This window comes from Pseudarthrobacter sp. TE3704 (assembly GCF_056279405.1).
Window position 1 is genome coordinate 448,332 of sequence record NZ_JBWCCJ010000003.1, and the last position, 26,538, is coordinate 474,869.

The window sequence follows — 26,538 nt, forward strand, 5'->3', positions numbered from 1 at the left end:
GTGCTGTCCGGCATCATTGTCCCCGCTCCGGGCCTGACCCGACCGGTGCAGCATCATGCTCGGCGCGGGCGTTGATGTCCTCAAGGGATTTTCCTGCCGTCGAGGCGCCAAAGATGACGACGCCCAGGACACCGATAGTCAGAACAATGGTCGTCATGGTGAAGACGCCTCCGAAGCCCAGGGCCACGGAGAAGATTCCGATGATGGACGGGGCAAGGATGCTGCCGATACGGCCGACGGCACTTGCAAGGCCAACACCGGTAGCGCGCATCCATGTGGGGAAGAGCTCCGGCGTGTAGGCGTAGACCCCTGCATAAGTGCCGTTGAGGAAGAAGGACAGGGTTGCCGCGGCCACCAGGATCATGCCCGAATCGTTGGACTGGCTGAGCCAGAAGGCGCTGAGCGCGGAACCCGTCAGATAGAGGGCGATGGTGTTCTTGCGGTCGATGCGGTCGTTGAGCCAGGCCGCGGAGAAGTAGCCGGGGATTTGCGCCAGGTAGATGATGATCGAGTACTCAAAGCTCCTGGTAACGGTGATACCGCGGCCCACGAGGAGCGTAGGTATCCAGGAGAAGAAGCCGTAGTAGGAGAAGGTGATGACGAACCAGATCAGCCAGATCACCGCGGTGCGGCGGCGCATGGCCTTTGACCACATGAACTTCAGGGCGTTCCAGATGCTGATCTTTTGCTTGTGCTCGGTAATCTCTTCGTTCCCCGCGGCCAGGGGCGTGAGGGTTTTGCCGGTCGCTTTCACCACGCTCTGCTCAAAGTTCTCGACCACCTGCCGGGCTTCCTCCATGCGGCCCCGGCTGATGAGGTACCGGGGAGATTCGGGGAGGCTGCGGCGCCACCAGAGCAGGAGCAGGATGGGAACGGCCGTGATGACCTGGGCCCAGCGCCATCCGTCCTCGCCCAGGGGAACCACGAAGCGCCCGATGAGGGCCGCACCCACGAAGCCGAAGGAGAAGAAGCCGGCGAGGGTGCCAATGAACCAGCCGCGCCGCTTCGGCGGGATGAATTCGGACAGGAACGGGGCGATGATGACGCTTTCGGCGCCCGCACCGAGCCCTGCAAAGATCCGTGCAATCAGGAAGACTTCGAAGTTCGGGGCCATCGCCGCCACCACCGACATCACGCAGTAGAAGGCCAAAGCCCACAGCATGACCTTCTTGCGGCCAAAGCGGTCCCCCATCCAGCCGGAGAGGATGGCACCGAAGAAGAAGCCCAGCGGGGCGGCCGAACCGACCAGCCCGAGGCTCGCGTTGCTGAGGCCCCAGAGTTCCTGGATTCGTGGCAGGAGGAATGCGACCACTGCCCCGTCCATGCCGTCGAAAGAGTAGCCGAGGCCTCCAATGAGGAGAAGCTTGTAGTGCGGGCGGCTGAGGGTCAGCCGGTCCAGGCGTGCGGTAAGTGACATTTGGGGATCCTGCCAGAATGGGCGAAATTGTACATTTCCTATGTTGTGCACAGATCCGTGCATGTATTGTTAAGTTACGTGCACCACAATGGGGAGGTCAATAGGTGAAGCAGGAAAATGACGGTTCGTCCCTGGCCGAATGGTTGGACAGCCGCGTTCAGGGCCGCAAACTGGCGTCACGCCAGACGCAGGTGGTGGGCATCCTTCGATCCCAGCCGCGGCTTGCCTCCTACGGCTCGGTCAGCGACATTGCAGCCGCAGCAGCGTCCAATGCCTCAACAGTGACCAGGACCGCCCAGACACTCGGGTTTAAGGGCTGGGCAGATTTCCAATTCGAGCTCCGGTCGCGCTTTTTGGCGTCCCTGAGCGCCCTGGAAGTGGCGGCAGAACACAACGACCACATCAGCAGCCCTGCGCAGGCCGCCCTGTCAACGGACCGGTCCAACCTCGCCCACCTGGAGCGCACCCTCGATGTCCAGGCGGTCCACAGCATCGCCAAGGCCATCGCCGGGGCACGGCAAACGTTCATCGTGGCAGGCGGCAGTTACGCCATTCCGGGCAAGGCTTTGGAACACAACGCGATCATTGCCGGCTACAACGTGCGGCTCCTCGACGCCGATGTGGCCGCACTGACCAACTCCATCGCACGGCTCGGCTCCGAGGACCTGGTGATTGCAATCAGCTTGTGGCGGGTCTATGACAGCACCATGCGCGCTGTCGAGATCGCGCACAATTTGGGCACGCCCATCGTGTCGGTGACGGACAGCGCGGGTTCCCCGGTGGCAGTGCACGCGGAGCACCGGATCGTGGTTCCCACCGAAGGTGCAGGATTCTTCCCTTCCCTCACAGGTGCCGTAACCGCGGTGCAGGCCATCGCAGTCGAGCTTGCCTCCCTGGACCGCGAGCGGTCCAACCAGAACATCGCTGCCTCCGAGCGCACCTGGGACCAGATGAGGATCATGCACCCTCGGTCCAGTTCGTAGGACATCCGCACAGCAAAAGCGCCGCCCGCCTCTCCCCCGAGGCGGGCGGCGCTTTGCCGTTGCTGCTTCTTTATTTGTCCGTGCCTGCGTAAGTCACGGACGGCATGGCCGGCGTTTCCATGCCCTCGCCGATGAAGAAGCTGGGGTGCGGCGGCTGGTTATACGCTACGTTCTCCCGGGCCACGGCGGTGCGGTACACCGGATCATGCATGAGGGTGCGGAGCCGGACCTCGGTGGGTGAGGTGCTGGTATAGATCCGCAGTTCCGTGCTGTCCGACGACGGGAAAGCAAGTTCCTCGCGCCAGTCACCCAGCAGGTCCGCCTGCAGTGACGGGTTGCCCTTGGTGTGGTTGTTGGTGCGGGCGCCGGCGGCCGTCAGCAGCCTGTCGCTGGACTCGGTTTCCCAGTTCCACTTGGAGATGGTGGGCACACCCACGCCGGCAACGGCGTCGAAGTCGTGGTCCACAATTTCGCGGAGCAGGTCCCCGTCCCACCAGGCCAGGAAGTTGGCGGCCGGGATCTTGTTTGCAATGAGCTCACCCTTGGCCGAGCGCAGCTGGCCCACCGGGGAGTTCCAGGCAGCGTCTCCGCCGACGGCCCAGCCTTCGGCGCCGGCGTAGCGGGGATCGATGTCCCCGGCTGCGCCGCGCCCGGTGTCGCGGGTGGCCGGGATGCTCCAGAGCACCTCGCCGGTGGCGGAGTCGCGGAGGGTGGCGCCGCGGTTGCCGCTTTGGCTCATGCTTTCGTGCACGGCGAAGGTCTCCAAGCCGGGCCGGGAGGGGTCCAGGTCGCTGGTGTGGATGGCGTCGCCGTGGCCCAGCTTGGTGTTGTACAGCGGGGCGCCGTTGTCGTCGATGGTCATGGAACCGAAAACGAACTCGTCCTTGCCGTCCTGGTCCACGTCCGCCACGGAGAGGTTGTGGTTGCCCTGGCCCTTGTACTCGCTGCCAGCGGCGTCGGAGTCGAACGTCCAGCGCTTGACCAGCTTGCCGCCCACCAGGTCGTAGGTGACCAGGACGGTGCGGGTGTAGTAGCCGCGGCTGAACATCAGGGAGGGCTTCTCGCCGTCGAGGTAGGCCACGGCTGCGAGGAAGCGGTCCACGCGGTTGCCGTAGCCGTCGCCCCAGGCGGACACGGTGCCGCGCGGCGGGTCGTAGGGCACAGTGTCCATGATGGTTCCGGTGGCGCCGTTGAAAACGGTGAGGTACTCGGGGCCGGAGAGGATGTAGCCGCCGCTGTTGCGGTGGTCCGCCGCGGCGTCGCCGATGACGGTGCCCGCAGCGTCCTTGGTGCCGTCCGCGGTCTTGAAGGAGACCTCTGCCTTGCCGTCGCCGTCGAAGTCGTAGGCCAGCAGCTGCGTGTAGTGGGCGCCGGCACGGATGTTGTGCCCGAGGTCGATGCGCCAGAGCTTCGTGCCGTCCATCTTGTAGGCGTCAACGTAGACGTTGCCCGTGTAGCCGGACTTCGAGTTGTCCTGCGCGTTGGACGGGTTCCAGAGCTGGATGATCTCGTAGCTGCCGTCTCCGTCCAGGTCCGCCGTGGTGGCGTCGTTGGCGGTGTAGGTGTACGGCTTTCCATCCTTGCTGACGCCGTCGGCCGGCTTGTCCAGCTTGATGGACAGGTAGTTCTGCGGCAGCGGCGTGAATTCGGCACTGAGCTTGTCCTGCCCGTTGCCGTTGCCCACGGTCTTGATGACGTATTTCGAGGCTGCGGTTCCTGCCGGGTCAACGTACGTTGTGGTGTTGCGGATGGGCTCGTCGGTGAGCTGGACGCCGTCGCGGATCACGTGGAACCCGACGCTGTCCTGGTCCAGGCCCAGCATGCGCCAGCCCAGGGAGACACCCTGGTCCGTCACCACGGCTACCGGCGCCCGGTCCAGGTTCTCCACCTGGCGCTTGAGGTCCGCCTTGCCGGAGGCAGCCGGAAGGCTGGGGTCTGCCTGGGCCAGGGGAACCCCGGTGAAGGCGAGCGCCGCCGCGGTCAGGGAGGCGGCAGCGGCCAGGGGCGCGGCTTTCCAGGCCCTGCCGGCCCTGGATCGGAGGGAGCATTTCGAGGGATAAGGCAAAGAACATCTCCTTTGATGCGGCGGCAGCTGAGTCTGCCGCACAACAGGTTGGAACGTTTCACTCACGCGCCTGACGTCCTCCAAAGTCAATCTGCCGGGGGAGTTCCAGGTGGGTAGAAAACGCTTTCTGCCCTTTAGGTTTATCAGCGGCACTTGAACGCGGTCAAGGGCTTTCCGGTACTAAATGGGAGGATTTGTTCTATTGCTGTGCATCTGCGGACGCAGCGGGACCGCCTTGGTTGTGCCTCATCCGGGCCTCCATCACCGCGGGCATGCTGTCCTCCGCCCACTCCTTCATCCCGTAAATCAGGCCAAGGAGGGAACGGCCCAGGGCCGTGAGCTGATAGTCGGTGCGGACCGGCACGGACGGCGTGAGGGTGCGGCTGAGCAAACCGTCCCGTTCCAATGTCCGAAGGGTGGATGTCAGCATTTTTTGGCTCGCGCCGGGGATCCGCCGGCGCAGTTCACTGTGGCGCAGGCGGCCTTCGGCGAGCTCCAGCATCACGAGCGTGACCCACTTGCTGCTGATCGTCTCGAGCAGTTGACGCGCCGGGCAATGCTCCAGTGCCGCGTTGTAAGTAGTACCGGCCTTTTGGCGCTGCTGCTCTGCCGTCATTGTCATGTCCGCGTCCCCCTCGCGTTTCGCTGGCACCACAGCCTACCGCGCCGGTATAAGGCACCTGCAGGTGCCCCCGGCACTTTGAAGTGCCTTCTTACGGTCCGCCGGGCCTGCAGGAATGATCGGACCAGCGGCCCGCATATGCGCCCACGTAATTCCCGAAAGGATACCCATGCCCACCATCCTGCATGTCAACGCTTCGCCCCGCGGTTCCAGGAGTTTGTCCCTGCAGCTCGCACGCTTCTTCCTCGGCTCGGTCCGGGAAGCGGCCGGGCAGGCTTTCGAGGTGGAGACGCTGAACCTTTTCGACGACGGCGCCCTGCCGGAGTTCGGAAGCACGGCTGCTGCCGCCAAGATGGCGGTGTTCGCAGGCCAGGAGCAGTCCCCCGGGCAGGCGGCCGCGTGGCGTTCCGCCCGGTCAGTGTTCGAACAGTTCGCGGCCGCGGACAGCTACGTCTTCAACATTCCCATGTGGAACGCCGGGGTTCCGTACGTGCTGAAGCAGTGGATCGACCTGGTGACGCAGCCGGGCTGGAGCTTCGGCTTCCACCCGGAGTCCGGCTACACCGGCCTGATGACCGGCAAGCAGGCCGTTGCCATCCACACCAGCGGCGTCTACGCTCCGGGCATCCCCTCGGCGTTCGGGCAGGACTTCAGCAGCACGTTCTTTGCTGACTGGCTGCAGTTCGTGGGGATCACGGACGCCGCACATGTCCGTTTTGCCCCCACCGTGGTGGGTGCAGACGTGGACGCTGCCCGCAGGCAAGCGGAAGACGGGCTGCGGGAAGCGGCTGGCGTCTTCGCCTCCCGGCTGGTCCGCCCCGATATCCTGCAGCCCGTCAACGGCTGACCTCGCATATGCGCTAGCGGATCCCCCGCAGCTTCAGTCCCGCGGCAAGGGCGGCGAGGCTGATGACCGCCACCACTGCCAGGTAGTAGCCGGGCGCCACCGCCTGCCCCGTCTGCTGCACCAGATAGGCGGCAATCATGGGGGTGAACCCGCCGAAGGCCACCACTGCCGTGTTGTAGCTGAAGGACAGCCCCGTTGCCCTTGTCCTGGCGTCGAAGGAATCACACATTACGGACGGAAGCGCCCCGAAGTAGGCCGCCTTAAGCAGGCCGAGGATGGTCATCACCAGGGCCAGCACCACGAACGAGCGTGCCGTGATGACCCAGAGAAACAGCGGCACGACGGCGAGCAGCAGCACGATGACGGTGGGCACCATGATGGTCAGCCGGCCGTACTTGTCTGCCAGGTGTCCCACCAAAGGTGTGCCGAGGGTGAGGATGGCGCCGGTGATGATGAGCGAGGTGAAGGCGACGCCGGGTTCAAGCCCCAGCTCTTTGATGGCGAAGGTGGGCATGTACTGGAGGATGAAGTTCAGGGCGGTGGACACGGCGAGCGCGCCGCCGGCGATCAGCATGCCGGTTTTCTGGGTTGCGAACACCTCCTTGATGGGTGAGTGCTTCTTTTCCCCCTGGTCCTGTGCGGGTGGAACTTCCTTCATTTCCTTACGGATCAGGAATCCGGCAGGCCCTACCAGCAGGCCGAACAGGAATGGTATCCGCCAGCCCCATTCAGTCATCTGCACGTCGGAGAGCACGGTGGTCAGGACGGCGACAAAGATTGCGGCGATCAGGCCGCCCAGCCCCTGGCTGGCGAACTGGAAACTTCCCAGGAAGCCCTTGCGCTTACCGTTCTGTGCGATGAGGTAGGCGGTTGCCGCGCCGAATTCCCCGCCAGCCGAGAAGCCCTGGATCAGACGCGCCAGCACAATGCCGATGGGCGCCAGGATTCCAATGGTGTCGTAATTGGGCATGAAGGCCAGCAGGGCCGTGCCCAAAACCATGAGCCGGATGGTGACCGTGAGGCCCTTTTTCAGTCCGTGCTTGTCGGCGAAGGACCCCAGCACCAGTCCGCCCAGCGGCCTGATGAGGTAGGAGACACCGAAGACGGCAAAGGCCTGGATCAGCTCAACGCCGGGATCGTCACTGGGGAAGAAGTTCCGCCCGATGTAGATGGCGAGCAATGCGTAAATGGCGATATCGAACCATTCAAGGGCGTTGCCGATGGTGGCCGCGATGATTCCCCGTGTGGCCGAGGGCGGGTTGTCCGCCTGGCCCTCCCGGCGGATGGCGGCGGGAGGGCTTGCGTGGTTCTTCTGCTGCGGAATAGTCATGGGAACTCCAAGGTCTCAGGATACGGAGCTGACGGAAAGGGAATGAGTGGGTTCCGGGGCGGGAGCGCCGGTGCGGGCCAGGTCGAAGAACAACCCGCAGGCAATCTGCAGGCCCTCCCTGGCCACTGATGCGAGGAGGTGCTCGTCCGGTGCGTGCTGCTGGCAGCCGGGGTGGGAGTGCGGAATCCACAGGGTGGGGAGCTCCAGGACATCCGCGAAGACAAAGCTGGGAAGTGAACCGCCGATGTTGGGCAGCACCACGGGTGTGCGGCCAGTGGTGTTTTCCAGAGAATTGGCGGCCCAGGAAACCCACGGATTGGCCGGGTCCAAACGGCTGGCAGGGAAGGATGTGCCTACGGAGAGCTAAACCATGCTGAAGCCTGCCGCGTCCAGGTGCCGGCGTATGGCGGTTTCCAGGTTCGCGATGTCGGTTCCGGGCACGAACCTGAGCTGCAGGGCTGCGCGGGCGGAACCGGGGATGGCATTCACGGGTTTGTCCGGATCGCCGGCCCCGAGCGCCAGGACTTCGAGCGTGTTCCACGCATAGAGGCGTTCGGCAGGGCTGAGCGAGCCGTCGCCCCAGGTGGGATCGGCGGCCGGGTCATCCGGGCTGAGGACCAGGTCAATGAGATCAAGGGCCGCCGCCACGGAATCCGGTATTCCGGCCGGGAGGAGCTCCGGAAGCTTGATGATTCCGTGCCCGTCCACGAGTGAAGCGACGGCGGCGGCAACGGTGGTGGCCGGGTTGCGCAGAAGGCCGCCCCAGTTTCCTGAGTGGTAGGAATTGCTGCGCAAGTCAGCCACCAGATCGAAGCTGATGCCGCCCCGGGCGCCCAGGAAGACGGTGGGGCTTTCGGCAGCCAGACGCGGCCCGTCGGATCCGATGAAGACGTCGGCCCGCAGCAAGTCGCGGTATTCCGCCGCAAAGTCCGCGAGGTCCGGGGAGCCAATTTCTTCGGCGCCTTCGAGCAGGAACACCAGGTTGAAACCCAACCGGCCGCGCTGCTCAAGGAGCAGCCGGAGCGCCACGATGTTGACCCAGTGCTGGCCCTTGTTGTCTGCCGAACCCCGGCCGTACCACCTCTCCCCTTCCGCACTCAGCGTCCAGGGGCTGCGGCCCCCGGACCACGCGGCGTCCTGGCCGTCCGTCACATCTGCATGCCCGTAACAAAGCACGGTGGGCAGGTCCGCACCCTCGTGCCGGGTAGCCACGAGGAAGGAGTTGAGCCCGCCGCGCCAGGAGTCGAAGCGTTCAACGGTGCAGCCCAGGGGGTGGAGAGCAGGCTCAATGACGTCATCCAGGTATGACTTCAGCGCAACGCGCCCTTCTGCGGTGGAGCTCTCCGAGGGGTAGGAGACCAGCCTTTCCAGATCCGCCTGGAACCCGCCGGAGTCGACAAACTCCCCAGCTGAGCGTAGGAGATCATTGCGTTCCTGCATCCGTTTCCATCCTTCGTTTTCCGGGGGTGAATCCAAAGTTAGGTGCACGTAGGGGCAAACGACCAGTATCGTTTCGTTCATGAGCTTTGACTTTTATGCAAACCTTGGCGGCTTGAGGTGAACATGCTGACGCCCGCCCTGCTGTACTTCGACTCCGTCGCGCAGGAGGGCACCCTGACCGACGCTGCCGAAAAGCTCCACGTCTCCGCGTCAGCTATCAGCAGGCAAATCAACAAGCTGGAAACATCCCTGGGCACCCCCTTGTTCAACCGGCATGCCAGGGGCGTAGATCTGACCGAGGCCGGCCGCCTTCTTCTGGCGTACGTCAGGCGGGCCGAAGCCGAGGGGGCTGCGGTCCGAGAGGAACTGCTGGTGTCCATGCAGCGGAAAACCCGCACTCTCCGGGTAGCCTGCGCGGAAGGCTTTGCCCGGATCTGGGTTCCCTCAGCCATCGCCCGTTTCAGCCGCCAGCACGACGACGTCGAATTTCACCTCGACGTCGTCTCCTCCTCGGAAGGGACCCGGCGGGTAGCGGAGGGGGAGGCCGACGTCGCGGTGGTGTTCTCCCTGGGCCCGCAATCGAAGGTGACGGTGGAACACTCCACGCCCACCCCGGTGGCTTTCGCGCTGGTCGCCCCGGACCATCCGCTGGCAGTGCAGCCGTCAGCCAGCCTGAAGGACCTTTGCCGGTACAAGCTCGCCGTCACTGCGCCCGGCTCCAGCCAGCGCGAACTGTTCGACCTGGCGATGCAGATCGAGGGCCTCACCCCGACCATCACGCTGCAAAGCGACCACATCAACCCGGTCATCGAGTTTGCCCGTGCCGGCGTGGGCGTTTCCCTGGTCAGCGGCCTGGCGCTGGACCAGCGGGACCGCGAGGACCTGGTGACGGTCCACCTCGACCATCCGGTTTTGCGGCAGCGGCAGGGGCAGATACAAACCATGACCGGCCGCACCCAGCCGGCCATCCTCACGGCGTTCGTTGACGCCCTGATCGACGCCCTGGACCTGCTCGCCTGAGCGCACCTTCCGGACCTGCGGCTTACTCCCGCCCGGCCGCCGCCCGCAGCAGCGGCAGGGTCCGGGTGGGCATCACTTCCACCAGCGACATGGCCGTGCTGGTGCGTACGACGCCGGCAATTGCCAACATGCTGTTGGCGACCCTGTGCAGGTCGGCCGGGTCCTTCGCGGCAACCTTGGCCAGCAGGTCGGCGTCCCCGGTGGTGGCGTGCATTTCGATGATTTCAGGGATGGTCCGCAGCGCCGCCACCGCCTCGTCACTTGAGGACTGGCTGACCGAAATCGAGATGAAGGCGATCAGCGGGAGCCCCAGCGCCTCGGTGCGGACCCGCTGGCTGAAGGGGGCCAGGCTGCCGTCGCTGACCAGGCGCCGGAGCCGGGCATGGACGGTGTTTCGTGCCACGCCGAGTGTCCGCGAAAGGGACAGGACCGTGGCCTGCGGATCCCCGTCAAGTGTGAGGAGGATCTCGGCATCAAGAGCATCAATGAGGTGCATAGTGAGCATTTTGCCACCTCCGTCCATCCGGCAGCCTCGATCTGTCCTGCAAGGAACGGCTGTGTTGCGCACACTCCACGCCGTGTCACACGATGCCTGTATGACCAGTACCCTCCCCGAAGCGGCAGCGCCCGGACTTCGCGCCGCCGTCGCCAGCCTTCCCGCATATGTTGCCGGCAAGAGCGCAGAGTCGGCACTGACTGCTGCCCTGGCCTCGAACGAGAGCCATTTCGCTCCCCTGCCGTCCGTCGTCGACGTCATCCCGGCAGAGGCTGCCCGGATGCACCGCTACCCCAGCATGGGTGCGGTGGATGCCCGCGAAGCGATCGCCCGCCACCACTCGGTGTCAGCCGACGAAATTGCGGCGGGGCCGGGCATCTCGGGGGTTCTGCAGCAGATCATCTCTGCGGTCTGTGACCACGGAGACGAGGTTGTTTTTGCGTGGCGGTCCTTCGAGGCCTACCCCATCCTGGTCACGGTGGCCGGCGCCGCGCCCGTCCCCGTACCGCTGCTGGACAACGAGCAGCACGACCTTGCCGCCATGGCCGCCGCCATTACGGACCGCACCCGGCTGGTGATCCTCTGCTCCCCCAACAACCCCACGGGCGTGTCCATTGAAACGGATGCGCTCGAGGAATTCCTGCGTGCCGTCCCGCCGCGGGTCCTGGTGGTCCTGGACGAGGCCTACATCGAATACCAGCGCGGGCCCGGCCTGGACTCCCTGGAGTTCTACCGGCGGTATCCCAACCTGTGCATCCTGCGGACCTTCTCGAAGGCCTACGGCCTGGCCGGCCTGCGCATCGGATATGCCGTTGCCCGGCCTTCCGTGGCCGACGGCCTCCGCCGCACCGCCATCCCCTTCGGCGTCAACCGGATGGCCGCAGCCGCCGCCGTCGCATCGCTGTCGGCCGCGGATGAGATCGTGGCACGCACCAGCGCGGTGGCCGAGGAACGCACCCGCGTCATCGCAGCGCTCCGCGGCTTCGGCTGGAACGTCCCGGACAGCCAGGCCAACTTCTACTGGCTCCGTGCCTCGGACGAGCTGCGCGAGCAACTGCTGGACGCGCTTTCCGCGGCGGACATCCTGGCCCGCGGCTACGCGGGCGACGGCGTCCGGATCACCCTGGCGGACAGGGAAACGAATGACCGGGTGCTTGCCGTCCTTTCGGACCGCGGGCGGTTTGCTGCCCAGTGAGCACCTCGACTGTAACCACCGCTGTCCCGGCCACGCCGGAAGAAGGGACGACGGCGGCACCCGCCACGCCGCCGTCGGCCGTCCGCCATTCCCTGGCTGAGGACGTCCTCGGCATCCTCACCGGCACGTTCGCTGCGTCGCTGGGCCTGTACCTGCTCAAATCCAGTGAAGCCGTCACCGGCGGGACCGCTGGCCTGGCCCTGCTTCTCAGCTACACCATTCCGTTGCCCTTCGGCGTCATCTTCATGGCGGTGAACCTGCCGTTCTTCGGCCTGGCGGTTTGGAAGAAGGGCAGGAACTTTGCGCTGCGGACCGGGGCCGCCGTTGCCCTGGTCTCCGTCATGGCCAGCATGCATCCGGCGGCGCTCGGCGCCCTGGACATCGATCCCGTGTATGGGGTGCTGGGCGGAAACCTGCTGGCCGGCGTCGGACTGCTGATCATCTTCCGGCACAAGTCCAGCCTGGGCGGATTCAATATTCTGGCCCTGCTGCTGCAGGACAAACTGAAGTGGCGTGCCGGGTATGTGCAGATGGTGCTGGACGTGGCCATCGTGCTGGCCGCCCTGGCACTGGTGCCACCGCTGATGGTTTTGCTGTCCGCGGCCGGCGCCACCCTCCTGAACCTCATCGTCGCCCTGAACCACCGCCCCGGCCGCTACCTGGGAAGGTAGCCGCCAGGCCGCCCCTTTATTCCCCGAAACGGCCAGAAATATCTTCGGAGGGGCCGTGGTTGCCGCCCACATGACAACAATCGGAATCATCGGTGCAGGACATATTGGAAGCCAAGTTGCCCGGAAGGCGGTGGAACTGGGCTACGACGTAGTCATCAGCAACTCCCGCGGGCCGGAGACACTGGCAGACCTGGTGGCGGAACTCGGTGCCAAGGCCCGTGCCGCGACCCCGGCAGAAGCAGCGGCGGCCGGCGACTTCGCCGTGGTCACCGTCCCGCTGAAGAACTACAAGGACGTCCCGGTGGAGCCGCTGGCCGGCAAAATCGTGATCGACACCAACAATTACTACTGGGAGCGGGACGGCCGGATCCCCGCCCTGGACAACGGCGAAGCCACCACGTCCGGGCTGCTGCAGGAACACCTGCCGGAGTCCAAGCTGGCCAAGGGCTTCAACCACATCATGGCTTCCGACATCACCACGGACGGGACCCCCACCGGGACGCAGAACCGCCGCGCACTCGCAACCGCCAGCGACTACCCAGAAGCCGCCGAACTGGTAACCAGCCTGTACGACGAGTTCGGCTTCGACACCGTAAACATCGGTCTGCTGGAGGACAGCTGGCGGGTTGAGCGGGACCGCCCGGCCTATGTGGTGCGGCAGAACGCCCAGGAGCTCAAGGACAACCTGGCCAAGGCCCAGCGGACCGTCTAGCACTGCATCCGGACACCCGAAACCGGCTGGCAGCAGCGCCGCGAACGCGCGTCTGCTGCCAGCCGGATAAGGTTTCTTGGTTAGTCTCGTGCTGGGACCAGAACCACCTCAAACGGGCTTGGTGGCTGTTCGAACTGGGCGTTCACCACCGCAAGAGTGTTGCCAAACAACGCCGCCGTCGCGGGGACGTCGAAGTGCGGGCTCTTGATGACGTCCTTGACGACGCCGGACGAGAAATCGTGGTTGAGCTTGATGCGGCTGACCTGGTCCAGCTGGTTTTGCACCGCCCAGATCGTCTTGCCCCTTACAACGATGCCGTCGACGAACGGAACGCTAACGCCTTCTATCAATGCGCTCTTTCCTGACTGGGAATCCACTGTGTAGAGGGCACCATTTACCGAATGCGCCACGATGAGGACCCTGCCTCCCCTCGCAGAGGCAATCCCGTTGAGGTTGAATTCGCCCGTAAGATCAGCGGCTGGCCCGCTCAAGGACCGCGTTGTTACCTCGCCCCGCTTGCCATCCCAGCTCACCTTCAGGCGATAGAGCTCACCGCGGGCCGAGTTAGTGAACCAGGCGCCGTCATCAGTGAGAGTGACATCGTTGATCACCCCCTGTCCCAGCTCGAAAACACCAACAGCCTCTTTTGTTTTCGTGTTGTAAACAAAAGCCTTTCCGGTAAACCCGCCGGCCACGAACAGAAGGTTTCTGCGCTCGTCGAACGCCATTCCCACTGCCATCCGATCGGCTGGGGCATCGATGAACCGCGTAGCTTTACCCCCTCGGATGTCGCCCCTGAAGATGTCCCCGGAAAACAGCTCCCCGGCATAGAACGTGTGTCCCCGCCCGGCCGCTATGCCCTCGGCGGAGGTGGCGCCGTCGAGCACAATGACGTCGTCCCGGGACGGCGGTGAGGCTGTTGCCGGCAGTGCGGTGGGCAACAGCAAAGCTAGAAGAGCGATGAATCCGACCGCGGTACGGCGCTGTACGTTTCGGCGCATGATGCTTCCTTGATTGGGCGGATGCGCGGGGCCGATCTGCGGCAGCTCCGCACGATGGTGCTGCCAGTTTAAGACTGCCGGATAGGCCCGCCAAGGCATCAAAGCCCCCCTTCTGCTTACAATCGAAACCTCAATCGACTACTGAGGGACCCATGAAGAAATTCGCCACAGCCCTGTTCGCCGCCGGCCTCGTTGTCTCCGCCACGGCCTGCTCCGCCTCCAACCAACTGTCCACCGCTGAAACCTGCGAGCGGATCCAGTCCGTTGTGTCGAACCCCGCCAACAACGCCGGCAAGACAGGCATGAACCGCCTCGCCAACCAGATCCGCCCCATCCACGCGGTGGCATCGGACGATCTCAAGCTTGCGCTGGAGTCCATCCTCGAATACACGGACGAGCAGGCCAAGGAGACGCCGGACGAAGCCAAGCTGGCCGAACTCCAGGCAGGCTACGAGCAGGCCGGCAGCACGTACAGCCAGTTCTGCAGCTAAATATTTCCCCGCTTACCGGACCCGGCCGCCTGGACTACAGGGTGGCCGGGTCCGTATTGGCGCCGCACAGGATGACGGCCACGCGCTCGTCAGGGCGCGGCGTATAGGCGCCGGAGGCCAGCGCGGCGTACGCGGCCGCGGCGCCGTGCTCCACCACCATCCGGTAGCCGTCCCAGAGGGCCGCACGGGCGGCAATGATGTCGTCGTCGGACACCAGGACGCTTTCGACGCCGGTGCGGACCGCCACGGAGAAGCCGATGTCACCGATGCTGCGGGCGCCCAAAGAGTCCGCAGCCACTCCGGAGACCGGCACGTCCACTGGTTTTCCGGCGGACAGCGCCGCGTGCAGCGTGGGAGCCGTTGCGGGTTCCACCGCCACCACCTTGGCATGGCCCTCCACGGCAGCGGCGATCCCTGCCATCAGTCCGCCGCCGCCCACGGCCACCAGGACGGTCTCCACGCCGGGCACCTGGTCCAGCAGTTCGGATCCCACCGTTCCTGCGCCGGCCGCGATTTCCGGCTGGTCATAGGCATGGCAGTAGACCGCGCCGGTTTCCTTGGCATGCGCAACGGCCGCCTGGTACGCGACGGCATATTCCGCGCCGCCCTGCACCACCGTGGCGCCGATGGCCTTCAGCTTCCGGACCTTGACCTCCGGCGCGGCGGCAGGAACAAACACAGTGGCAGGCACGCCGAGCTGCGCGGCCGCGAAGGCATTGGCGAGCCCGGCATTTCCGCCGGAGGCCACCACCACGCCCACCTCCGGGCGCAGTTCGCCGCGTTCCTTGCTGGCCAGGATCCGGTTGAGGGCCCCACGGGCCTTGAAGGTCCCGGTGTGCTGCATAAATTCGCACTTGAACCAGACGGGGCCGGGAAACGCGTCCCGGTCAGCCTCCATTACGGGGGTGAGCCGGGTAAGGCCGGCGGTCCGGCGCGCGGCACGGTCCACGTCGGCGCGGGTGATCACGTCAGACCTCGTCGTCCCAGATACCCGGCTCCTCCAGCGCTTCCTCGGGCTTGTCGTCCTGGCCAGGGTCGCCGCTTCCCACGTACGACGCCGGTACGGTGCCGGCCGCGTGCGCCTGCTGCTCCTCGCGGATGTTGGACGCGTGGGGAAGCTCGGGGTGCTGCCCGCTCTGCGGGGCCTCCGTTACTGCATCGGAAGCACCCTTGGCTTCGTCAGGATCGCCGGGCCCCCGAAGGTCCGCGGTGTTCTGGGGTTCGTCATTGGAAGCGGTCATGGTCCTGCCTTTCACCGTGGGAAAACTGGTTGCCCGGCACCGGAGCGTCGCCCGGCACCGGTTTCCAGCCTACGGCTGCACACGCGGGTTCGGCAGGCAGCAGGGCCGAACCTGTGAATTGTCCGGCGTAAGCTGTGAAAACCGGCCCGTTACCTGTGAATTGCGACTCAACCGGGACTTCCGCGGCGTCCCCGGCGTTTAACCCCATGGCGGAAGGAGGCCACGTGATTATTGTTCTTACCGGAATCGACGGTTCCGGCAAGTCCACGGCGGCCCGTGCCCTGGTGTCCGACGTTCAAGCCAAGGGCGGCAAGGTACTGCTGCTGAACAACCATGCGGGCCGGCGCAGCATGTCGGTCCTCGCCGCAAAGTGGGGGATCCGGCTGCCGGACCGCCTGGCTGACGGCATCGAAACCATCTTCCGCGTCTGGAATGTCCTGGTCTCCCATGTGCGTGCCGGCCGCTTCGACGGGCTGGTGGTCATGGACCGCCACCTCTACTGCCAGCTGGCCCTCCGCGCCACCAAAGGCCTGCCCCGCGGCCGGTTTCTGCCGTGGCTCCTGGCCGTGCTGCCGCACCCGGATGCCGTCATCCACCTGGACGTGGACCCCGGTGAGGCGCACCGGCGGATTGTTGCCCGCGGAACAGACGCCGAGACCCTGGCGGACCTCGCCGCCTTCAGGGATGCCTATGCGGGGCTGCCGGAATATGAAAGCTTCGTCAAGGTGGATGCAACCCTTCCGGCCCCGGAACTGGCTGGCCGGCTTGAGTCCGTTGTCACCGAAATTCAGGGCCGCATCCCGGCTCCGGCAAAGAAAGCCGCCACGAAGTAAAAGGTGGGCGGGACCAACAGGTCCGCCCACCTTTCCGGTTTGCCCTACTACTCCGAGGCCGTCGGCGAGGCCGTCGACGTTTCGCTGTCAACCGTCTCGGTGACCGTCACTGTGGGTGACGGTGACTCGTCAGGCGAGGCAGTGCCCGTGGAACGCGACGTGGAAGTCGACGTCGGGCTGGACGTCGCGCCGCCGTCGGCCTGCTCAAGCACCTCATTGATGAGGTCCTCGAGTTCCTTCTTGTCTGCGTCACCTAGGTCTGCGCCGCTCTTGGTGGCCACTACCAGCAGCCTGTCCTCAGCCGCGGATACCTGCATCAGCTTCTGCTGGTTCTCCCCGCTGCGGGTGCTGAGGGTCGCGAAGGTCTCCTCCGCATCGGTGTTCGCCTGCAGTTCCTCGCTGGACACTTCGTAGTTCTGGCCCAGCGCCTGCACAGTGAAGGTGGCGCACTGGCTCATTTTGCCCTTGATGTCGGCAAGGACCTCCTCGGCATCGGGCCCTTCGCTGCCCGACTGGGCGGAGAGGGTGCGGGGCGAGTTGCCTTCGGAGATCGCGACGGCCACCTCGCCGTTTTCCACGGTGTCCAGGAGGCCCGCGGTGGCAATGTCCTTGCAGTCCTCAGGATCCACGGTGGCCGTGCTCAGGAGCAGGTTGGCGATGTTCCCGCCCTGGTCCACCTGCTCCTTGGAGTAGAGCTTAAGTTCGCTGCCGTCCGCGTCGGTCTTGCCGGAGATGAGGTTGCGAAGCTCATCCTCGGTGTACACCTTCGCGTCTTCGGTCGCCGTCGCAGACGGCGTCGTCGTCGCTGTGGGGGTGGCGGAACCGCCGCCGCCACCCGTGCAGCCGGCCAGGGCCAGCATTGCAGCAGTCATCAGTCCGAGTGCTGGAACTTTACGCATGAGGACAACCCTTTCGAGATAGAAAGCATGCTTAGTGTTTCCAGCCTAAAGGGTCATCGCCGGGCTCGCACGTCACGGAGCCATAACTTTAGGTGCCGTGTCCGCATCAGGGTGCCGGTCAGGGGGTGCGGCTGAGGGCGGACGCGGTGGACGGCGGATGCCGCCACGCGCCGCTGGCCTTCGCCTGGTGTCCCAGGTTCCTGGAGATGGCCCGGGCAGCAGCCCTTACCAGGGGAACCAGTTCATGGGCCGGTGTGGCCGCATCCGGAACCACGATGGACAGCGCCGCAACAACGCCGCCGTCCGCTCCGAGGATGGGTGCTGCTACGGACACAGTCCGTGAGGGATGGGTCCTGCGGACCACGGCGGCACCGGACTGCTTGACTCCGGCGAGCGCCGCGCGCAGTTCCCTGGCCGGCATGCTTCCGGACCCGGGCTCGGCATCCCCAGGCTGCGCGAATACCTCCGCCTGCAGTTCCGGTCCGGCATGGGCAAGCAGCACCTGCCCGACGGCGGTTGTCCGCAGGGGCAGACGGCCTCCCACGCGGTAGGCCACCTCGGTTGCGGTCCGGGACGAGAGCCTGTCGATGAGGACCGCGTCGATGCCTTCGAGGACGGCGAGGAGTACATGATGGCGGGTCACCTCGTACAGGTCCTCAAGGTACGGCAGTGCTATCTGCCGCACACCGTGCCCGCGGGGCGAGAGCGACGCGATCTCCCAGAGCCGGACACCCACCACATAGCGCCCGTCCTCCAGCCGCTCCAAGGCACCCCATTCCGTGAGGTGCCGGGCCAGGCGAAGGGTGGTGGCCGGGGCGAGGCCGGCCAGGCGGGAGAGCTCGGACAGGTTGAGGGCACGGCGTTGCTCCGTGAACTGCCCCAACAGGCTGAGCGCCCGGACCACCACTGGCTGGCCGGCACCTTGGGGAATCACTCCGGCCGCCCTGCCTGCTCCCGCCACAATCCCTCCACGCCCTTGATGTCCTCCTCCAAGCCTTCCGTTTGTGGCGCCCGCCACAAAGTGACTTTTCACTGAGTGAAAAGTACGATTTCGAAAGCTTGGGTTCGGGGACAGGCTGATGGACGTCCCGCCGGCGATCTTGTTGCCGCCCCTCCCCCGATTGGAATCAACGATGAACTCCAATGCCCCCAGGAAGTCCCTGCTCGGAATATTTGTTTTGTGCTGGCTCGGCCTGCTCGCCGACGGTTACGACCTCTACGTCTACGGCGCCACCCTTCCCGGCCTGATCGGCCAGCCGCCGTTCAACGTCACGCCCGCCGCTGCGGGCGCCGTGGGGTCCATTGCGCTGGTGGGCATGCTGCTCGGCTCCCTCATCGTCGGAACTTTGACGGACCGGCTGGGCCGGCGGCGGATCTTCGTCAGCGCCCTGGCCCTGTTTTCGCTGGCCATGCTGGCATGCGCGGCGGCTCCCACCTGGGAACTGTTTGCGGTGTTCCGCTTCATCGCCTGCTTCGGCGTGGGCGGCCTGCTTCCGACGGCGGTGGCGCTCACCAACGAGTTCGCCCCGCCGGGCAAGAAGTCCCTGGTCCTGGGCGCCGTCCTCACCGGGCCGGCGACCGGCACGGTAGTAGCCTCCCTGACGTCGCTGGCCCTGCTGGAATCGAGCGGCTTCCGCCCGGTCTACGCCATCGGCGCGGGCGGCCTGCTGCTGGTTCCGTTCGCCTGGTTCCTGCTGCCGGAGTCGCCGTCGTTCCTGCGGACCCAACTCCGCACCGCGGAGGCAGACCGGATTGAGGCCCTGTATGGCCTGCCCCGCACCGCCGACGTCCCGGCAGCCGCCGTCCGCATCTCCCCCACCCGTGCACTGTTTGCCCAGGGCACCGCCCGCACCACCCTCCTGCTGTGGGCCATCACGGTACTGAGCCTGCTCACCATCTTCGGCGTCAGCACCTGGCTCCCGCAGATCATGCGGACGGCAGGGTTCGGCGTCGGCTCCTCCGTGTCTTTCCTGCTGGCCTACTCGGTGGGCGCCGTGGTGGGCACCGTCCTGGCCTCGGTTGCCAGCCAGAAATTCGGACCCCGGCCGCTGGTGATCGTTGGTTTCGCCAGTGCCGCCGCCGCCCTGCTCCTGATGTCCGTCAACCCGCCCGCCGCGGTGATGACGGTGCTCGCCGCCGTGGCAGGCTTTGGCGGGCTGGGCACGCAAAACATGATCAACGACTACATCGCCCAGTTCTACCCTGCGGCCACCCGTGCCACGGGGCTGGGCTGGGCGCTGGCGGTGGGACGCATCGGTGCCATCGCCGGGCCCACGTACGGCGCACTGCTGGTGAGCATCGGCGGCGGAGTGCCGGCGGCCGCCATGGCCTTTGCGGCACCGGCCGTACTGGGCGCGGTGCTGATGCTGGCCCTCCGCACCAGGGCGGCCCGGCGCACAGCTGTGAACCGGGACGCCGAACTCGTCGCCTGACCTCTGCCGCTCGGCCTGCAGCGGCCAAGCAAAGCCACCGCGGCCCCTCCTGTGAAATAATCCGAAGCAGTGGTCCTCACCGGACCGCTCCAGGAGCAGGAGGGGCCCGCTTTGTCCGCCACATCAAGGAGCACCGCCGGGGCGGCCGGCGCGGCCATCAACAACTCTCAGGTCCCCAAGCACGAACAGCTGCGGCTGATCATCCTCAAGCTCGCCAAGGAAGAACTGGAGCCGGGCGCCCGGCTCCCCAGCGAGCGGACCCTCATGGATTCCTACGGCGTCAGCCGCATCACGGTACGGGCCGCCATCGGGCGCCTGGTCAACGAGGGGCACCTGGTCCGGGTTCCGGCGAAGGGCACCTTCGTGGCGGACTCGCCGGTGCAGTCCACGCTGCACCTGGCATCATTCACCCAGGAAATGGAGTCCATGGGGCACGTCCCCAGTACGGTGGTACTGGTGGCGGAAACCGGCACCGCCCCGGAGGACACCGCCGAAGCGCTCAGCCTGCTGCCGGGTTCCGAGGCCATCCACCTGAAGCGGCTGCGCCTGGCGGACGGCCGGCCAGTCAGCGTGGACGACGCCTGGTACAACCCGGAGCACGCCCGCGGGCTGCTGGACATCGACCTGACCGGCTCGGTGTACAAGGCTCTTGCCGCGCAGTTCGGCCACCAGATCGACCGGGCGCGGCAAAGCGTGCGGTCCGAGGGCGCCCCCGCCGACGTGGGGGCGCTCCTCGGAACCGGGACGGGCGCGCCGGTACTGGCGTTCGACCGGGTTTCCTACTCAGGGTCCCTGGCCATTGAACATTCCCGCTCCTGGTACCGCTCGGACCGCTACTCGCTGAACATGGAAGTCCGGCTCTAGCCGGACCGCCTGGGCAGCTTCTTAATCCAGGGAGAACAGGCCAGCACCGGCGGTGACAGTACCTGTTGCCATGAGCGTTGCCGTGTCCGGCTTGGTATCGAGGACGACGACGGGACTCACCATCGAGTAGCCGGCCGCGAGGGCGGCGGCGGGGTCCACGTGCATCACGGGCTCACCGGCGGCGACGGTGTCGCCCTGGGCGATCAGCAGCTTGAAGCCTTCGCCCTTGAGCTTGACGGTGTCGATGCCCACGTGGGTAAGCACTCCCCGCCCGGCTGACTCCACCACCACAAAGGCGTGCGGCAGGAGCTTGACCACTTTTCCGGCAACCGGGGACACGACGTCGAACGCCTCGCCTGCCGGCGGCTCGACGGCCGCGCCGGAACCCACCATCTGGCCCGCGAATACGGGATCCGGGACGTCGGACAAGGGAACCACGCTGCCGCTGATGGGCGCGTGGACAACCAGCGTTTCCGGCATCAGAGCAGGTCCTCGATGTCTTCGGCCAGGTTGTCCGCTTCCGGGCCCACAATGACCTGGACGGCGGTGCCGGCCGCAAGGACGCCGTGCGCTCCGGCGGCCTTCAGGGTGGCTTCGTTGACCAGCGACCCGTCCTTGACCTCGGTGCGGAGACGGGTAATGCAGGCCTCGACTTCCACGATGTTGGCGGCTCCGCCCAGGCCCTCAATGATCTTTTCTGCTTTGGACATGGCTGCCCTTTCTGACGGTGCCCCGGGGAGCACTGCTACAGCACCAGGGCCGGCGGCCCAAGTGCGACCAATTATGTGCCGGTTCATCGGAACTGTCAGCGGCTGCCCGGAAGATCTTCTCCCTTGACAGGCGCTCGTGGGATGAATCACACTGAACTGGTCATAACCAGACAGTACCGGCTGGAACCGTTTCTCCACAAGCCCCCACCCGATCCCCGCAGAGGTGTAACCATGTCAACATCCGAGACCGCCGCCCTGGCTCCAGAGAAGAAGCCAAACAGGGCCTTCGCAACCCTCCAGCGGCTGGGCCGCTGCCTGATGCTGCCCATCGCCGTCCTCCCCGCAGCCGGCATCCTGCTGCGCATCGGCCAGGCCGACCTGCTGGGCGCGATACCGGGCTTCGAAGGCGGCGCAGCCGTCATCTCCGCGGCAGGCAATGCCGTGTTCACCTGGCTGCCGCTCATCTTCGCCGTCGGCATCGCCATTGGCTGGGCCAAGAAGGCCGACGGTTCCACTGCACTGGCAGCAGTGGTGGGATACATGGTGATCGACGGCGTCTTCAAGGCAATGTCCCCGCTGGTCCTGGCCGGTCAGGTCGACCCCGCCGGCAAGCCCGCGATGATCAACTACGGCGTGCTGGCCGGCATTGTGGTGGGCCTGCTGTCCGCCATGCTCTGGCAGCGCTTTTACCGCACCAAACTGCCGGACTTCCTGGGCTTCTTCAGCGGCCGCCGCCTGGTGCCCATCCTGACGTCCGTCACCAGCCTGGTTGCCGGCGTCGTCCTTGCCCTGTTCTACCCGCTCTTCAACGCCGGCCTCTCGGCAGTGGGTGAAGCCGTCGCCGGCAACGCCGTGGCCGGTGGCGGCGTCTACGGTTTCGCCAACCGCATGCTCATCCCCGCAGGCCTGCACCACATCCTCAACTCCGCCGTCTGGTTCCTCATCGGCGACTACACCGACGCATCCGGCCAGCTGGTCCGCGGCGACCTCAACCGCTTCTTCGCCGGCGACCCCAGCGCGGGCATCTTCATGACCGGCTTCTTCCCCATCATGATGTTCGGCCTGCCGGCAGCAGCCCTCGCCATCTGGCGCCACGCCAAGCCCTCACAGAAGAAAATCGTGGGCGGCATCATGCTCTCCACCGCCCTCACCGCGTTCTTCACCGGCATCACCGAACCGCTGGAGTACTCCTTCATGTTCGTCGCCTTCCCGCTTTACATCGTCCACGCAGTCCTCACCGGCACCTCCATGGCCTTGGTCAACGCCCTGGACATCCACCATGGCTTCACCTTCTCCGCCGGGCTGATCGACTTCGTCCTCAACTTCGGAAAATCAGAGAACGGCTGGCTGCTCATCCCCATCGGACTGGGCTATGCGGTGATCTACTACTTCCTCTTCTCCATCGTCATCAAACGCTGGAACCTGCGGACCCCCGGCCGTGAGGACGACGAAGTCAGCGTGGACACGGACGCCGCCAAGTAACGGCGTTCCGCTCCTCCACCCAAGCCACAGCAACCGAAAGCAGCTTCACCGCATGGAAATCATCATCCTTCCCACCCCGGCCGACGTGGCCCGCACGGCCGCAGACGCCATCGAAGAGCAGGTCCGCAGTGGCCCGTCCGTCCTTGGACTGGCCACCGGGTCCACGCCCTTGGGCACCTACCAGGAGCTCATCAAACGGCACCGGACCGGCGGCCTGAGCTTCGCGCAGGCGCAGGCGTTCCTCCTCGATGAATATGTGGGGCTGCCCAGCGCACACCCGCAGTCCTACCACTCCGTGATCCGGGACGAGTTCACGGCCAGCGTGGACTTTGGTGCGGACGCGGTGCAGGGCCTGGACGGGATGGCGGCGGACCCCGAGGCCGAGGCGGAGCAGTACGAGGCCCGGATTTCAGCGGCGGGAGGGGTGGACATCCAGATCCTGGGCATTGGAACCGACGGGCATGTGGGCTTCAACGAGCCCATGTCCTCGCTCGGCTCGCGCACCCGGATCAAGACGCTCACCCGTCAGACGCGGCAGGACAACGCGCGCTTCTTTGGTGACCCGGCGGACGTCCCGGACCACGTCCTGACGCAGGGGCTGGGCACCATCCGCGAAGCACGGCACCTGCTGCTGCTTGCCATGGGCGAGGCAAAAGCGGAAGCCATCGCTGCCGCCGTCGAAGGCCCTGTTGCTGCCCTTTGCCCGGCTTCGGCGCTCCAGCTGCACCCGCACGTCTCTGTGCTGGTGGACGAGGCGGCGGCTTCCCGGCTGGCGCACCGGGACTACTACACGGACACTTTTGGCCGGAAGCCGGCGTGGCAGGGGCTCTGAGCGTGGGAGGCGGCGCACCCCTTACTGTCCTCGGCCCGCCGCAGCTTGAACTTGCCGTGGAAAATGCCGACGGCGTACGGCTGGCTGCCGCCGTCGGCGCCGCCCGCGTGGAACTTTGCGCAGCCCTTGCCGAGACCGAGGGCATCACCCCCAGCGTCGGCACGGTGGAGCAGGCGTGCCGCGCGGGCCTTCCCGTCCACGTCCTGGTACGGCCGCGCCCGGGCAACTTCAGCTATACGCGGGAGGAACTGGAGGTCATCGAGCGTGATGTGGCTGCGTCAATGGATGCCGGCGCCGCAGGGGTGGTGGTGGGCGTACTCGCAGCTGACGGCGGCCCGGACGCTCCGGCAATCCGCCGGATAGCCGAGGTGGCACGCCGGTACAAGCCATCCGCCGAGGTCACGTTCCACCGCGCGTTCGATGCCGCCCTTGCTCTTGGATTCGACCCGGCGGATGCACTGGCCCGGTTGGAAGCAGCCGGCGTGGACCGGGTGCTCACCAGCGGCGGCAGCCCGGACTGCGCGGCCGGCCTCAGCATGCTGGGCCGGCTGGTGGAGCTGGGACGGAAGCACGCGCCGGCGGTCCAGATCATGGCCGGCGGCGGGGTGACGCTTGAGCTGGTACCGTCACTTCTCGAGACCGGCGTCCATGCCGTGCACACGTCCGCGCGGCCACGCCTCGGCATGTCGGGTGCGGACCGGGCGGTTACCGCAGACCCCGCCCTTGCAGCCCGGATGGCGGCAGCACTGACAACGGGAGGCCGCTAGCGATGGGTAATGAACTGATACTCCGCGGCCGCGTGGTCACCGGAAGCATGGACGTGGCCGATGGTGTTGTAGCGGTCGACGGCGGCCGCATCACCTACGCGGGTCCGGCGTCCGGCTTTGCGGGGCCAGGCTCGCATGATTCAGCTGAACGGATTCTGTTGCCCGGCCTGGTGGACCTGCACTGCCACGGCGCGCTCGGCTCGGACTTCTCGGAGGGTTCCGTCGACGGTGCCCGGTCCGCGGCGCGCTACCTGCACAGCCGGGGCACCACCACCCTGCTGGCCAGCCTGGTGACCGGGTCGCCTGAGGACTTGGTCCGGAACCTCACGGCGCTGCGGACTGTGGCAGATGAGGGCCTGATTGCCGGTTCCCATCTGGAGGGCCCCTTCCTCGCTTCGGGGCAGTGCGGCGCGCACGATCCCGCGTTGCTGCTTGAACCGGATCCGCGCCTGGTGGCCGAACTGCTGGACGCGGCCGGTGCCTCCCTGGCCTCCATGACTCTCGCGGCCGAACTTCCCGGGGCGTCCGGGCTGGCGGACCTCCTCGCAGCCCGCGGGATCATCCCCTCGCTGGGGCACACTGCCGCCGACAACAACGCTGCCGCCGACTTCCTGCAGCATGTAGCCGCCGGGCTCGCCGATCCGGCGAATCCTACGGGGCGGCTCCGCCCGACGGTCACCCATCTGTTCAACGCCATGCCCAGCCTGCACCACCGTTCCCCCGGCCCGGTCTCGGCCAGCCTTAGTGCTGCCCGCGCCGGCAATGCCGTGGTGGAGCTGATTGCCGACGGTGTCCATCTGGCTCCCGGGACGGTCAAGCTGGTGTTCGATCTCGTGGGCGCAGAAAACATCGCCCTGGTCACGGATTCCATGGCCGCTACCGGCCTGCAGGACGGACAGTACCGGCTGGGTTCGCTGGCCGTGACGGTGGATCAGGGCGTGGCCAGGGTGGACAGCACCGGTGCCATCGCGGGTGGAACCTCCACACTGCTGGATGTTGTCCGCAGTACCGTGGCTGCGGGTGTGCCGCTGCAGGATGCCGTGCTGGCGGCCAGCGGCGTTCCCGCCGAGGTCCTGGGACTGTCCTCGCAGGCAGGCGACCTGCGCGCGGGAATGCCGGCCGACGTCGTCGTGGTTGACGCGGACCTGAACCTTGCCGGCGTGCTGCGGCGGGGCGAGTGGGTCACCCTCGCTGGAACGGTCCGGGTAGACGACAGCTAATCCGCGCCGGGCAGGCAGACCTCCACAAGCCCGTCAGTGATGCGGGTTTCGAAGCGCGGCTGGCGCGAGGTGGCCGGCCCGGCCTGCACCTCACCGGTCCGCAGCGAGAAGGTGCTCCGGTGCCAGGGGCAGACGACACAGGGTTCACCGCTATCACTGCCGGCCTCGGGTGCACCCTGTTTGAGTTTGCCCTCGTGCAGCGGCCCGGAGAGGTGGCTGCAGACGTCGGAGAGTACGTTGAGCGTGTCCCCCTCCCGGAAGACGAGCAGCGGCAATCCGGCAACATCGCGCTTGTGGAGCGTTCCGTCGGGCAGTTCCTCAAGCGGCGCGAGGGGGTGCCAGCCGGACGGGAAGCGGTGCGGGATCTCCTCGCTGTGGTTCACTCCAGCGGCCTGCCGGTAGGTGAGGTGGCCGCCCAGGAAGCCGCTGGCGCTCACTGTGGCAAGCCCGAGATATGCCAGCACCTTCCCGCTGCCCTGGCTGCCGCGGGCGCGCTGCACCAGCGACGCAATGTAGAGGCTTGTTGCAGCGATGTTGGCGCCGGCGTGGACCAGTCCCACCCTCTGCTGCTGCGGGTGCAGTTGGGACCAGTCAGTAAATCCGGCCACGGCAGACGGTACAACGCTCACGGCCCCCACCCCGATCAACAGGGTGGCAGCTTTTTCATTGCCGGGAAGCGCGTCCAGGACTGCGGCCGAGATCCAGGCGCCAATGGGCGCCTGGACGGCGAGCGGGTGAACGGGGTGGCCGATGGGCACTCCGTGGAGGATGTCCCGGGCCCACCGCGGGCGGATCACCTTCTTCACGGCTTTCCGGACGCTCTTGGCCAGCGGATCAAGCCATTCGGCGTCTTCGAGTCGGGTAACAAGCTCAAGTGCAGGCAGTGGCTTCATGTGTGTCCCCTTACCCCGTTAACCGGTGTCCAGTCGTTGCCCGCGACCTTAGCCGCTGGCGCACGCGGGCAACAG

At 66.3% G+C, this 26,538-nt stretch carries 29 protein-coding genes; 14 read left to right on the forward strand and 15 right to left on the reverse strand.

Annotation, left to right across the window (positions count from 1 at the left end; genetic code table 11):
* Positions 1 to 13: 13 nt before the first annotated feature.
* Complete coding sequence (locus tag ACZ9BC_RS09795) at positions 14 to 1,417, reverse strand: MFS transporter (protein WP_476245765.1); 1,404 nt, start codon at positions 1,415 to 1,417, stop codon at positions 14 to 16.
* Between the two features lie 104 nt (positions 1,418 to 1,521).
* Between ACZ9BC_RS09795 and ACZ9BC_RS09800 the strand changes: the two genes are divergently transcribed.
* On the forward strand, positions 1,522 to 2,400 hold the full coding sequence (locus tag ACZ9BC_RS09800; RefSeq protein WP_476245766.1) for a MurR/RpiR family transcriptional regulator: 879 nt from the start codon (positions 1,522 to 1,524) through the stop codon (positions 2,398 to 2,400).
* A gap of 70 nt (positions 2,401 to 2,470) precedes the next feature.
* Here the strand turns inward: ACZ9BC_RS09800 and ACZ9BC_RS09805 are convergent, their stop codons facing one another.
* Positions 2,471 to 4,465: a rhamnogalacturonan lyase gene (locus tag ACZ9BC_RS09805; RefSeq protein WP_476245767.1), complete on the reverse strand. Its 1,995-nt coding sequence runs from the start codon at positions 4,463 to 4,465 to the stop codon at positions 2,471 to 2,473.
* A 199-nt stretch (positions 4,466 to 4,664) separates the two neighbouring features.
* Positions 4,665 to 5,087 carry a winged helix-turn-helix transcriptional regulator gene (locus tag ACZ9BC_RS09810; RefSeq protein WP_476245768.1) on the reverse strand — a complete coding sequence of 141 codons (423 nt, stop codon included), beginning with the start codon at positions 5,085 to 5,087 and terminating at the stop codon, positions 4,665 to 4,667.
* 169 nt (positions 5,088 to 5,256) lie between these two features.
* Between ACZ9BC_RS09810 and ACZ9BC_RS09815 the strand changes: the two genes are divergently transcribed.
* Positions 5,257 to 5,934 carry an FMN-dependent NADH-azoreductase gene (locus ACZ9BC_RS09815; protein ID WP_476245769.1) on the forward strand — a complete coding sequence of 226 codons (678 nt, stop codon included), beginning with the start codon at positions 5,257 to 5,259 and terminating at the stop codon, positions 5,932 to 5,934.
* Positions 5,935 to 5,947: 13 nt separating this feature from the next.
* Here ACZ9BC_RS09815 and ACZ9BC_RS09820 read toward each other — a convergent pair whose 3' ends face one another.
* From ACZ9BC_RS09820 to ACZ9BC_RS09830, 3 genes are read right to left on the reverse strand one after another with little or no spacing between them, the layout of a single operon-like run.
* The gene (locus ACZ9BC_RS09820; protein ID WP_476245770.1) at positions 5,948 to 7,264 is read right to left on the reverse strand and encodes an MFS transporter; all 1,317 of its coding nucleotides are present in this window, start codon (positions 7,262 to 7,264) and stop codon (positions 5,948 to 5,950) included.
* Positions 7,265 to 7,279: 15 nt separating this feature from the next.
* Positions 7,280 to 7,594, reverse strand: a complete 315-nt coding sequence (locus tag ACZ9BC_RS09825; RefSeq protein ID WP_476245771.1) for a hypothetical protein — start codon at positions 7,592 to 7,594, stop codon at positions 7,280 to 7,282.
* A 33-nt stretch (positions 7,595 to 7,627) separates the two neighbouring features.
* Positions 7,628 to 8,704 carry a M20/M25/M40 family metallo-hydrolase gene (locus tag ACZ9BC_RS09830; RefSeq protein WP_476245772.1) on the reverse strand — a complete coding sequence of 359 codons (1,077 nt, stop codon included), beginning with the start codon at positions 8,702 to 8,704 and terminating at the stop codon, positions 7,628 to 7,630.
* Positions 8,705 to 8,827: 123 nt separating this feature from the next.
* Between ACZ9BC_RS09830 and ACZ9BC_RS09835 the strand changes: the two genes are divergently transcribed.
* A complete protein-coding gene (locus ACZ9BC_RS09835) occupies positions 8,828 to 9,724 on the forward strand; it encodes a LysR family transcriptional regulator (RefSeq protein WP_476245987.1) in 897 nt (298 codons plus the stop codon).
* Between the two features lie 22 nt (positions 9,725 to 9,746).
* On the opposite strand, the gene ACZ9BC_RS09840 is transcribed toward ACZ9BC_RS09835, so the two are convergent.
* Positions 9,747 to 10,229 (reverse strand): Lrp/AsnC family transcriptional regulator, encoded by a 483-nt coding sequence (locus ACZ9BC_RS09840; protein ID WP_476245773.1) that lies wholly within the window; start codon positions 10,227 to 10,229, stop codon positions 9,747 to 9,749.
* Between the two features lie 91 nt (positions 10,230 to 10,320).
* Between ACZ9BC_RS09840 and ACZ9BC_RS09845 the strand changes: the two genes are divergently transcribed.
* The 3 genes from ACZ9BC_RS09845 to ACZ9BC_RS09855 all read left to right on the forward strand — a co-directional run bounded on the left by ACZ9BC_RS09845 (position 10,321) and on the right by ACZ9BC_RS09855 (position 12,798).
* A complete protein-coding gene (locus ACZ9BC_RS09845) occupies positions 10,321 to 11,415 on the forward strand; it encodes a histidinol-phosphate transaminase (protein WP_476245774.1) in 1,095 nt (364 codons plus the stop codon).
* Positions 11,412 to 12,086, forward strand: a complete 675-nt coding sequence (locus tag ACZ9BC_RS09850) for a YitT family protein (protein ID WP_476245775.1) — start codon at positions 11,412 to 11,414, stop codon at positions 12,084 to 12,086. The genes ACZ9BC_RS09845 and ACZ9BC_RS09850 overlap by 4 nt, the downstream gene beginning before the upstream one ends.
* 70 nt (positions 12,087 to 12,156) lie before the next feature.
* Complete coding sequence (locus ACZ9BC_RS09855) at positions 12,157 to 12,798, forward strand: NADPH-dependent F420 reductase (protein WP_476245776.1); 642 nt, start codon at positions 12,157 to 12,159, stop codon at positions 12,796 to 12,798.
* Between the two features lie 80 nt (positions 12,799 to 12,878).
* Here ACZ9BC_RS09855 and ACZ9BC_RS09860 read toward each other — a convergent pair whose 3' ends face one another.
* Complete coding sequence (locus ACZ9BC_RS09860) at positions 12,879 to 13,799, reverse strand: SMP-30/gluconolactonase/LRE family protein (RefSeq protein WP_476245777.1); 921 nt, start codon at positions 13,797 to 13,799, stop codon at positions 12,879 to 12,881.
* Positions 13,800 to 13,951: 152 nt separating this feature from the next.
* Between ACZ9BC_RS09860 and ACZ9BC_RS09865 the strand changes: the two genes are divergently transcribed.
* Positions 13,952 to 14,290, forward strand: a complete 339-nt coding sequence (locus ACZ9BC_RS09865) for a hypothetical protein (protein WP_476245778.1) — start codon at positions 13,952 to 13,954, stop codon at positions 14,288 to 14,290.
* Positions 14,291 to 14,324: 34 nt separating this feature from the next.
* On the opposite strand, the gene ACZ9BC_RS09870 is transcribed toward ACZ9BC_RS09865, so the two are convergent.
* Both ACZ9BC_RS09870 and ACZ9BC_RS09875 read right to left on the reverse strand, forming a co-directional pair.
* The gene (locus tag ACZ9BC_RS09870) at positions 14,325 to 15,257 is read right to left on the reverse strand and encodes a threonine/serine dehydratase (RefSeq protein ID WP_476245779.1); all 933 of its coding nucleotides are present in this window, start codon (positions 15,255 to 15,257) and stop codon (positions 14,325 to 14,327) included.
* A gap of 1 nt (position 15,258) precedes the next feature.
* Entirely contained in the window at positions 15,259 to 15,531 is a 273-nt protein-coding gene (locus ACZ9BC_RS09875) for a hypothetical protein (RefSeq protein WP_476245780.1), read from the reverse strand.
* 224 nt (positions 15,532 to 15,755) lie between these two features.
* Here ACZ9BC_RS09875 and ACZ9BC_RS09880 point away from each other — a divergent pair, with 224 nt between their 5' ends.
* Positions 15,756 to 16,364, forward strand: coding sequence for a nucleoside/nucleotide kinase family protein (locus ACZ9BC_RS09880; protein ID WP_476245781.1), 609 nt, complete (start codon positions 15,756 to 15,758; stop codon positions 16,362 to 16,364).
* Positions 16,365 to 16,411: 47 nt separating this feature from the next.
* Here ACZ9BC_RS09880 and ACZ9BC_RS09885 read toward each other — a convergent pair whose 3' ends face one another.
* Positions 16,412 to 17,263 (reverse strand): hypothetical protein, encoded by an 852-nt coding sequence (locus ACZ9BC_RS09885; protein WP_476245782.1) that lies wholly within the window; start codon positions 17,261 to 17,263, stop codon positions 16,412 to 16,414.
* Between the two features lie 118 nt (positions 17,264 to 17,381).
* Positions 17,382 to 18,197, reverse strand: coding sequence for an IclR family transcriptional regulator (locus ACZ9BC_RS09890; RefSeq protein WP_476245783.1), 816 nt, complete (start codon positions 18,195 to 18,197; stop codon positions 17,382 to 17,384).
* Positions 18,198 to 18,396: 199 nt separating this feature from the next.
* On the opposite strand from ACZ9BC_RS09890, the gene ACZ9BC_RS09895 reads away from it, so the two are divergent.
* Entirely contained in the window at positions 18,397 to 19,695 is a 1,299-nt protein-coding gene (locus tag ACZ9BC_RS09895; RefSeq protein WP_476245784.1) for an MFS transporter, read from the forward strand.
* 111 nt (positions 19,696 to 19,806) lie between these two features.
* Entirely contained in the window at positions 19,807 to 20,559 is a 753-nt protein-coding gene (locus ACZ9BC_RS09900) for a GntR family transcriptional regulator (RefSeq protein ID WP_079595858.1), read from the forward strand.
* A 21-nt stretch (positions 20,560 to 20,580) separates the two neighbouring features.
* On the opposite strand, the gene ACZ9BC_RS09905 is transcribed toward ACZ9BC_RS09900, so the two are convergent.
* Complete coding sequence (locus ACZ9BC_RS09905) at positions 20,581 to 21,039, reverse strand: PTS sugar transporter subunit IIA (protein ID WP_476245785.1); 459 nt, start codon at positions 21,037 to 21,039, stop codon at positions 20,581 to 20,583.
* Positions 21,039 to 21,269, reverse strand: coding sequence for a PTS sugar transporter subunit IIB (locus tag ACZ9BC_RS09910; protein WP_079595209.1), 231 nt, complete (start codon positions 21,267 to 21,269; stop codon positions 21,039 to 21,041). Before ACZ9BC_RS09910 ends, ACZ9BC_RS09905 begins: the two co-directional genes overlap by 1 nt.
* 231 nt (positions 21,270 to 21,500) lie before the next feature.
* Between ACZ9BC_RS09910 and ACZ9BC_RS09915 the strand changes: the two genes are divergently transcribed.
* The 4 genes from ACZ9BC_RS09915 to ACZ9BC_RS09930 are packed head-to-tail and all read left to right on the forward strand — an operon-like array spanning position 21,501 to position 25,570.
* Positions 21,501 to 22,751: a PTS transporter subunit EIIC gene (locus tag ACZ9BC_RS09915; protein WP_476245786.1), complete on the forward strand. Its 1,251-nt coding sequence runs from the start codon at positions 21,501 to 21,503 to the stop codon at positions 22,749 to 22,751.
* Positions 22,752 to 22,803: 52 nt separating this feature from the next.
* Positions 22,804 to 23,583, forward strand: coding sequence for a glucosamine-6-phosphate deaminase (gene nagB, locus ACZ9BC_RS09920; protein ID WP_476245787.1), 780 nt, complete (start codon positions 22,804 to 22,806; stop codon positions 23,581 to 23,583).
* Positions 23,568 to 24,350: a copper homeostasis protein CutC gene (locus ACZ9BC_RS09925; RefSeq protein ID WP_476245788.1), complete on the forward strand. Its 783-nt coding sequence runs from the start codon at positions 23,568 to 23,570 to the stop codon at positions 24,348 to 24,350. The genes nagB and ACZ9BC_RS09925 overlap by 16 nt, the downstream gene beginning before the upstream one ends.
* Before the next feature lie 2 nt (positions 24,351 to 24,352).
* On the forward strand, positions 24,353 to 25,570 hold the full coding sequence (locus ACZ9BC_RS09930) for an N-acetylglucosamine-6-phosphate deacetylase (RefSeq protein WP_476245789.1): 1,218 nt from the start codon (positions 24,353 to 24,355) through the stop codon (positions 25,568 to 25,570).
* Here the strand turns inward: ACZ9BC_RS09930 and ACZ9BC_RS09935 are convergent.
* On the reverse strand, positions 25,567 to 26,463 hold the full coding sequence (locus ACZ9BC_RS09935) for a Rieske (2Fe-2S) protein (protein WP_476245790.1): 897 nt from the start codon (positions 26,461 to 26,463) through the stop codon (positions 25,567 to 25,569). The two genes, ACZ9BC_RS09930 and ACZ9BC_RS09935, sit on opposite strands and share 4 nt — an antisense overlap.
* Positions 26,464 to 26,538: the final 75 nt, after the last annotated feature.

What these genes read in the sequence shown, in the direction of transcription:
- ACZ9BC_RS09795 (WP_476245765.1), bottom strand. Translation starts at nt 1,417, where the DNA reads ATGTCACTTACCGCACGCCTGGACCGGCTGACCCTCAGCCGCCCGCAC.
- ACZ9BC_RS09810 (WP_476245768.1), bottom strand. Translation starts at nt 5,087, where the DNA reads ATGACAATGACGGCAGAGCAGCAGCGCCAAAAGGCCGGTACTACTTAC.
- ACZ9BC_RS09815 (WP_476245769.1), top strand. Translation starts at nt 5,257, where the DNA reads ATGCCCACCATCCTGCATGTCAACGCTTCGCCCCGCGGTTCCAGGAGT.
- ACZ9BC_RS09820 (WP_476245770.1), bottom strand. Translation starts at nt 7,264, where the DNA reads ATGACTATTCCGCAGCAGAAGAACCACGCAAGCCCTCCCGCCGCCATC.
- ACZ9BC_RS09830 (WP_476245772.1), bottom strand. Translation starts at nt 8,704, where the DNA reads ATGCAGGAACGCAATGATCTCCTACGCTCAGCTGGGGAGTTTGTCGAC.
- ACZ9BC_RS09835 (WP_476245987.1), top strand. Translation starts at nt 8,828, where the DNA reads ATGCTGACGCCCGCCCTGCTGTACTTCGACTCCGTCGCGCAGGAGGGC.
- ACZ9BC_RS09840 (WP_476245773.1), bottom strand. Translation starts at nt 10,229, where the DNA reads ATGCTCACTATGCACCTCATTGATGCTCTTGATGCCGAGATCCTCCTC.
- ACZ9BC_RS09845 (WP_476245774.1), top strand. Translation starts at nt 10,321, where the DNA reads ATGACCAGTACCCTCCCCGAAGCGGCAGCGCCCGGACTTCGCGCCGCC.
- ACZ9BC_RS09855 (WP_476245776.1), top strand. Translation starts at nt 12,157, where the DNA reads ATGACAACAATCGGAATCATCGGTGCAGGACATATTGGAAGCCAAGTT.
- ACZ9BC_RS09860 (WP_476245777.1), bottom strand. Translation starts at nt 13,799, where the DNA reads ATGCGCCGAAACGTACAGCGCCGTACCGCGGTCGGATTCATCGCTCTT.
- ACZ9BC_RS09865 (WP_476245778.1), top strand. Translation starts at nt 13,952, where the DNA reads ATGAAGAAATTCGCCACAGCCCTGTTCGCCGCCGGCCTCGTTGTCTCC.
- ACZ9BC_RS09875 (WP_476245780.1), bottom strand. Translation starts at nt 15,531, where the DNA reads ATGACCGCTTCCAATGACGAACCCCAGAACACCGCGGACCTTCGGGGG.
- ACZ9BC_RS09885 (WP_476245782.1), bottom strand. Translation starts at nt 17,263, where the DNA reads ATGCGTAAAGTTCCAGCACTCGGACTGATGACTGCTGCAATGCTGGCC.
- ACZ9BC_RS09895 (WP_476245784.1), top strand. Translation starts at nt 18,397, where the DNA reads ATGAACTCCAATGCCCCCAGGAAGTCCCTGCTCGGAATATTTGTTTTG.
- ACZ9BC_RS09905 (WP_476245785.1), bottom strand. Translation starts at nt 21,039, where the DNA reads ATGCCGGAAACGCTGGTTGTCCACGCGCCCATCAGCGGCAGCGTGGTT.
- ACZ9BC_RS09910 (WP_079595209.1), bottom strand. Translation starts at nt 21,269, where the DNA reads ATGTCCAAAGCAGAAAAGATCATTGAGGGCCTGGGCGGAGCCGCCAAC.
- ACZ9BC_RS09915 (WP_476245786.1), top strand. Translation starts at nt 21,501, where the DNA reads ATGTCAACATCCGAGACCGCCGCCCTGGCTCCAGAGAAGAAGCCAAAC.
- nagB (WP_476245787.1), top strand. Translation starts at nt 22,804, where the DNA reads ATGGAAATCATCATCCTTCCCACCCCGGCCGACGTGGCCCGCACGGCC.
- ACZ9BC_RS09930 (WP_476245789.1), top strand. Translation starts at nt 24,353, where the DNA reads ATGGGTAATGAACTGATACTCCGCGGCCGCGTGGTCACCGGAAGCATG.
- ACZ9BC_RS09935 (WP_476245790.1), bottom strand. Translation starts at nt 26,463, where the DNA reads ATGAAGCCACTGCCTGCACTTGAGCTTGTTACCCGACTCGAAGACGCC.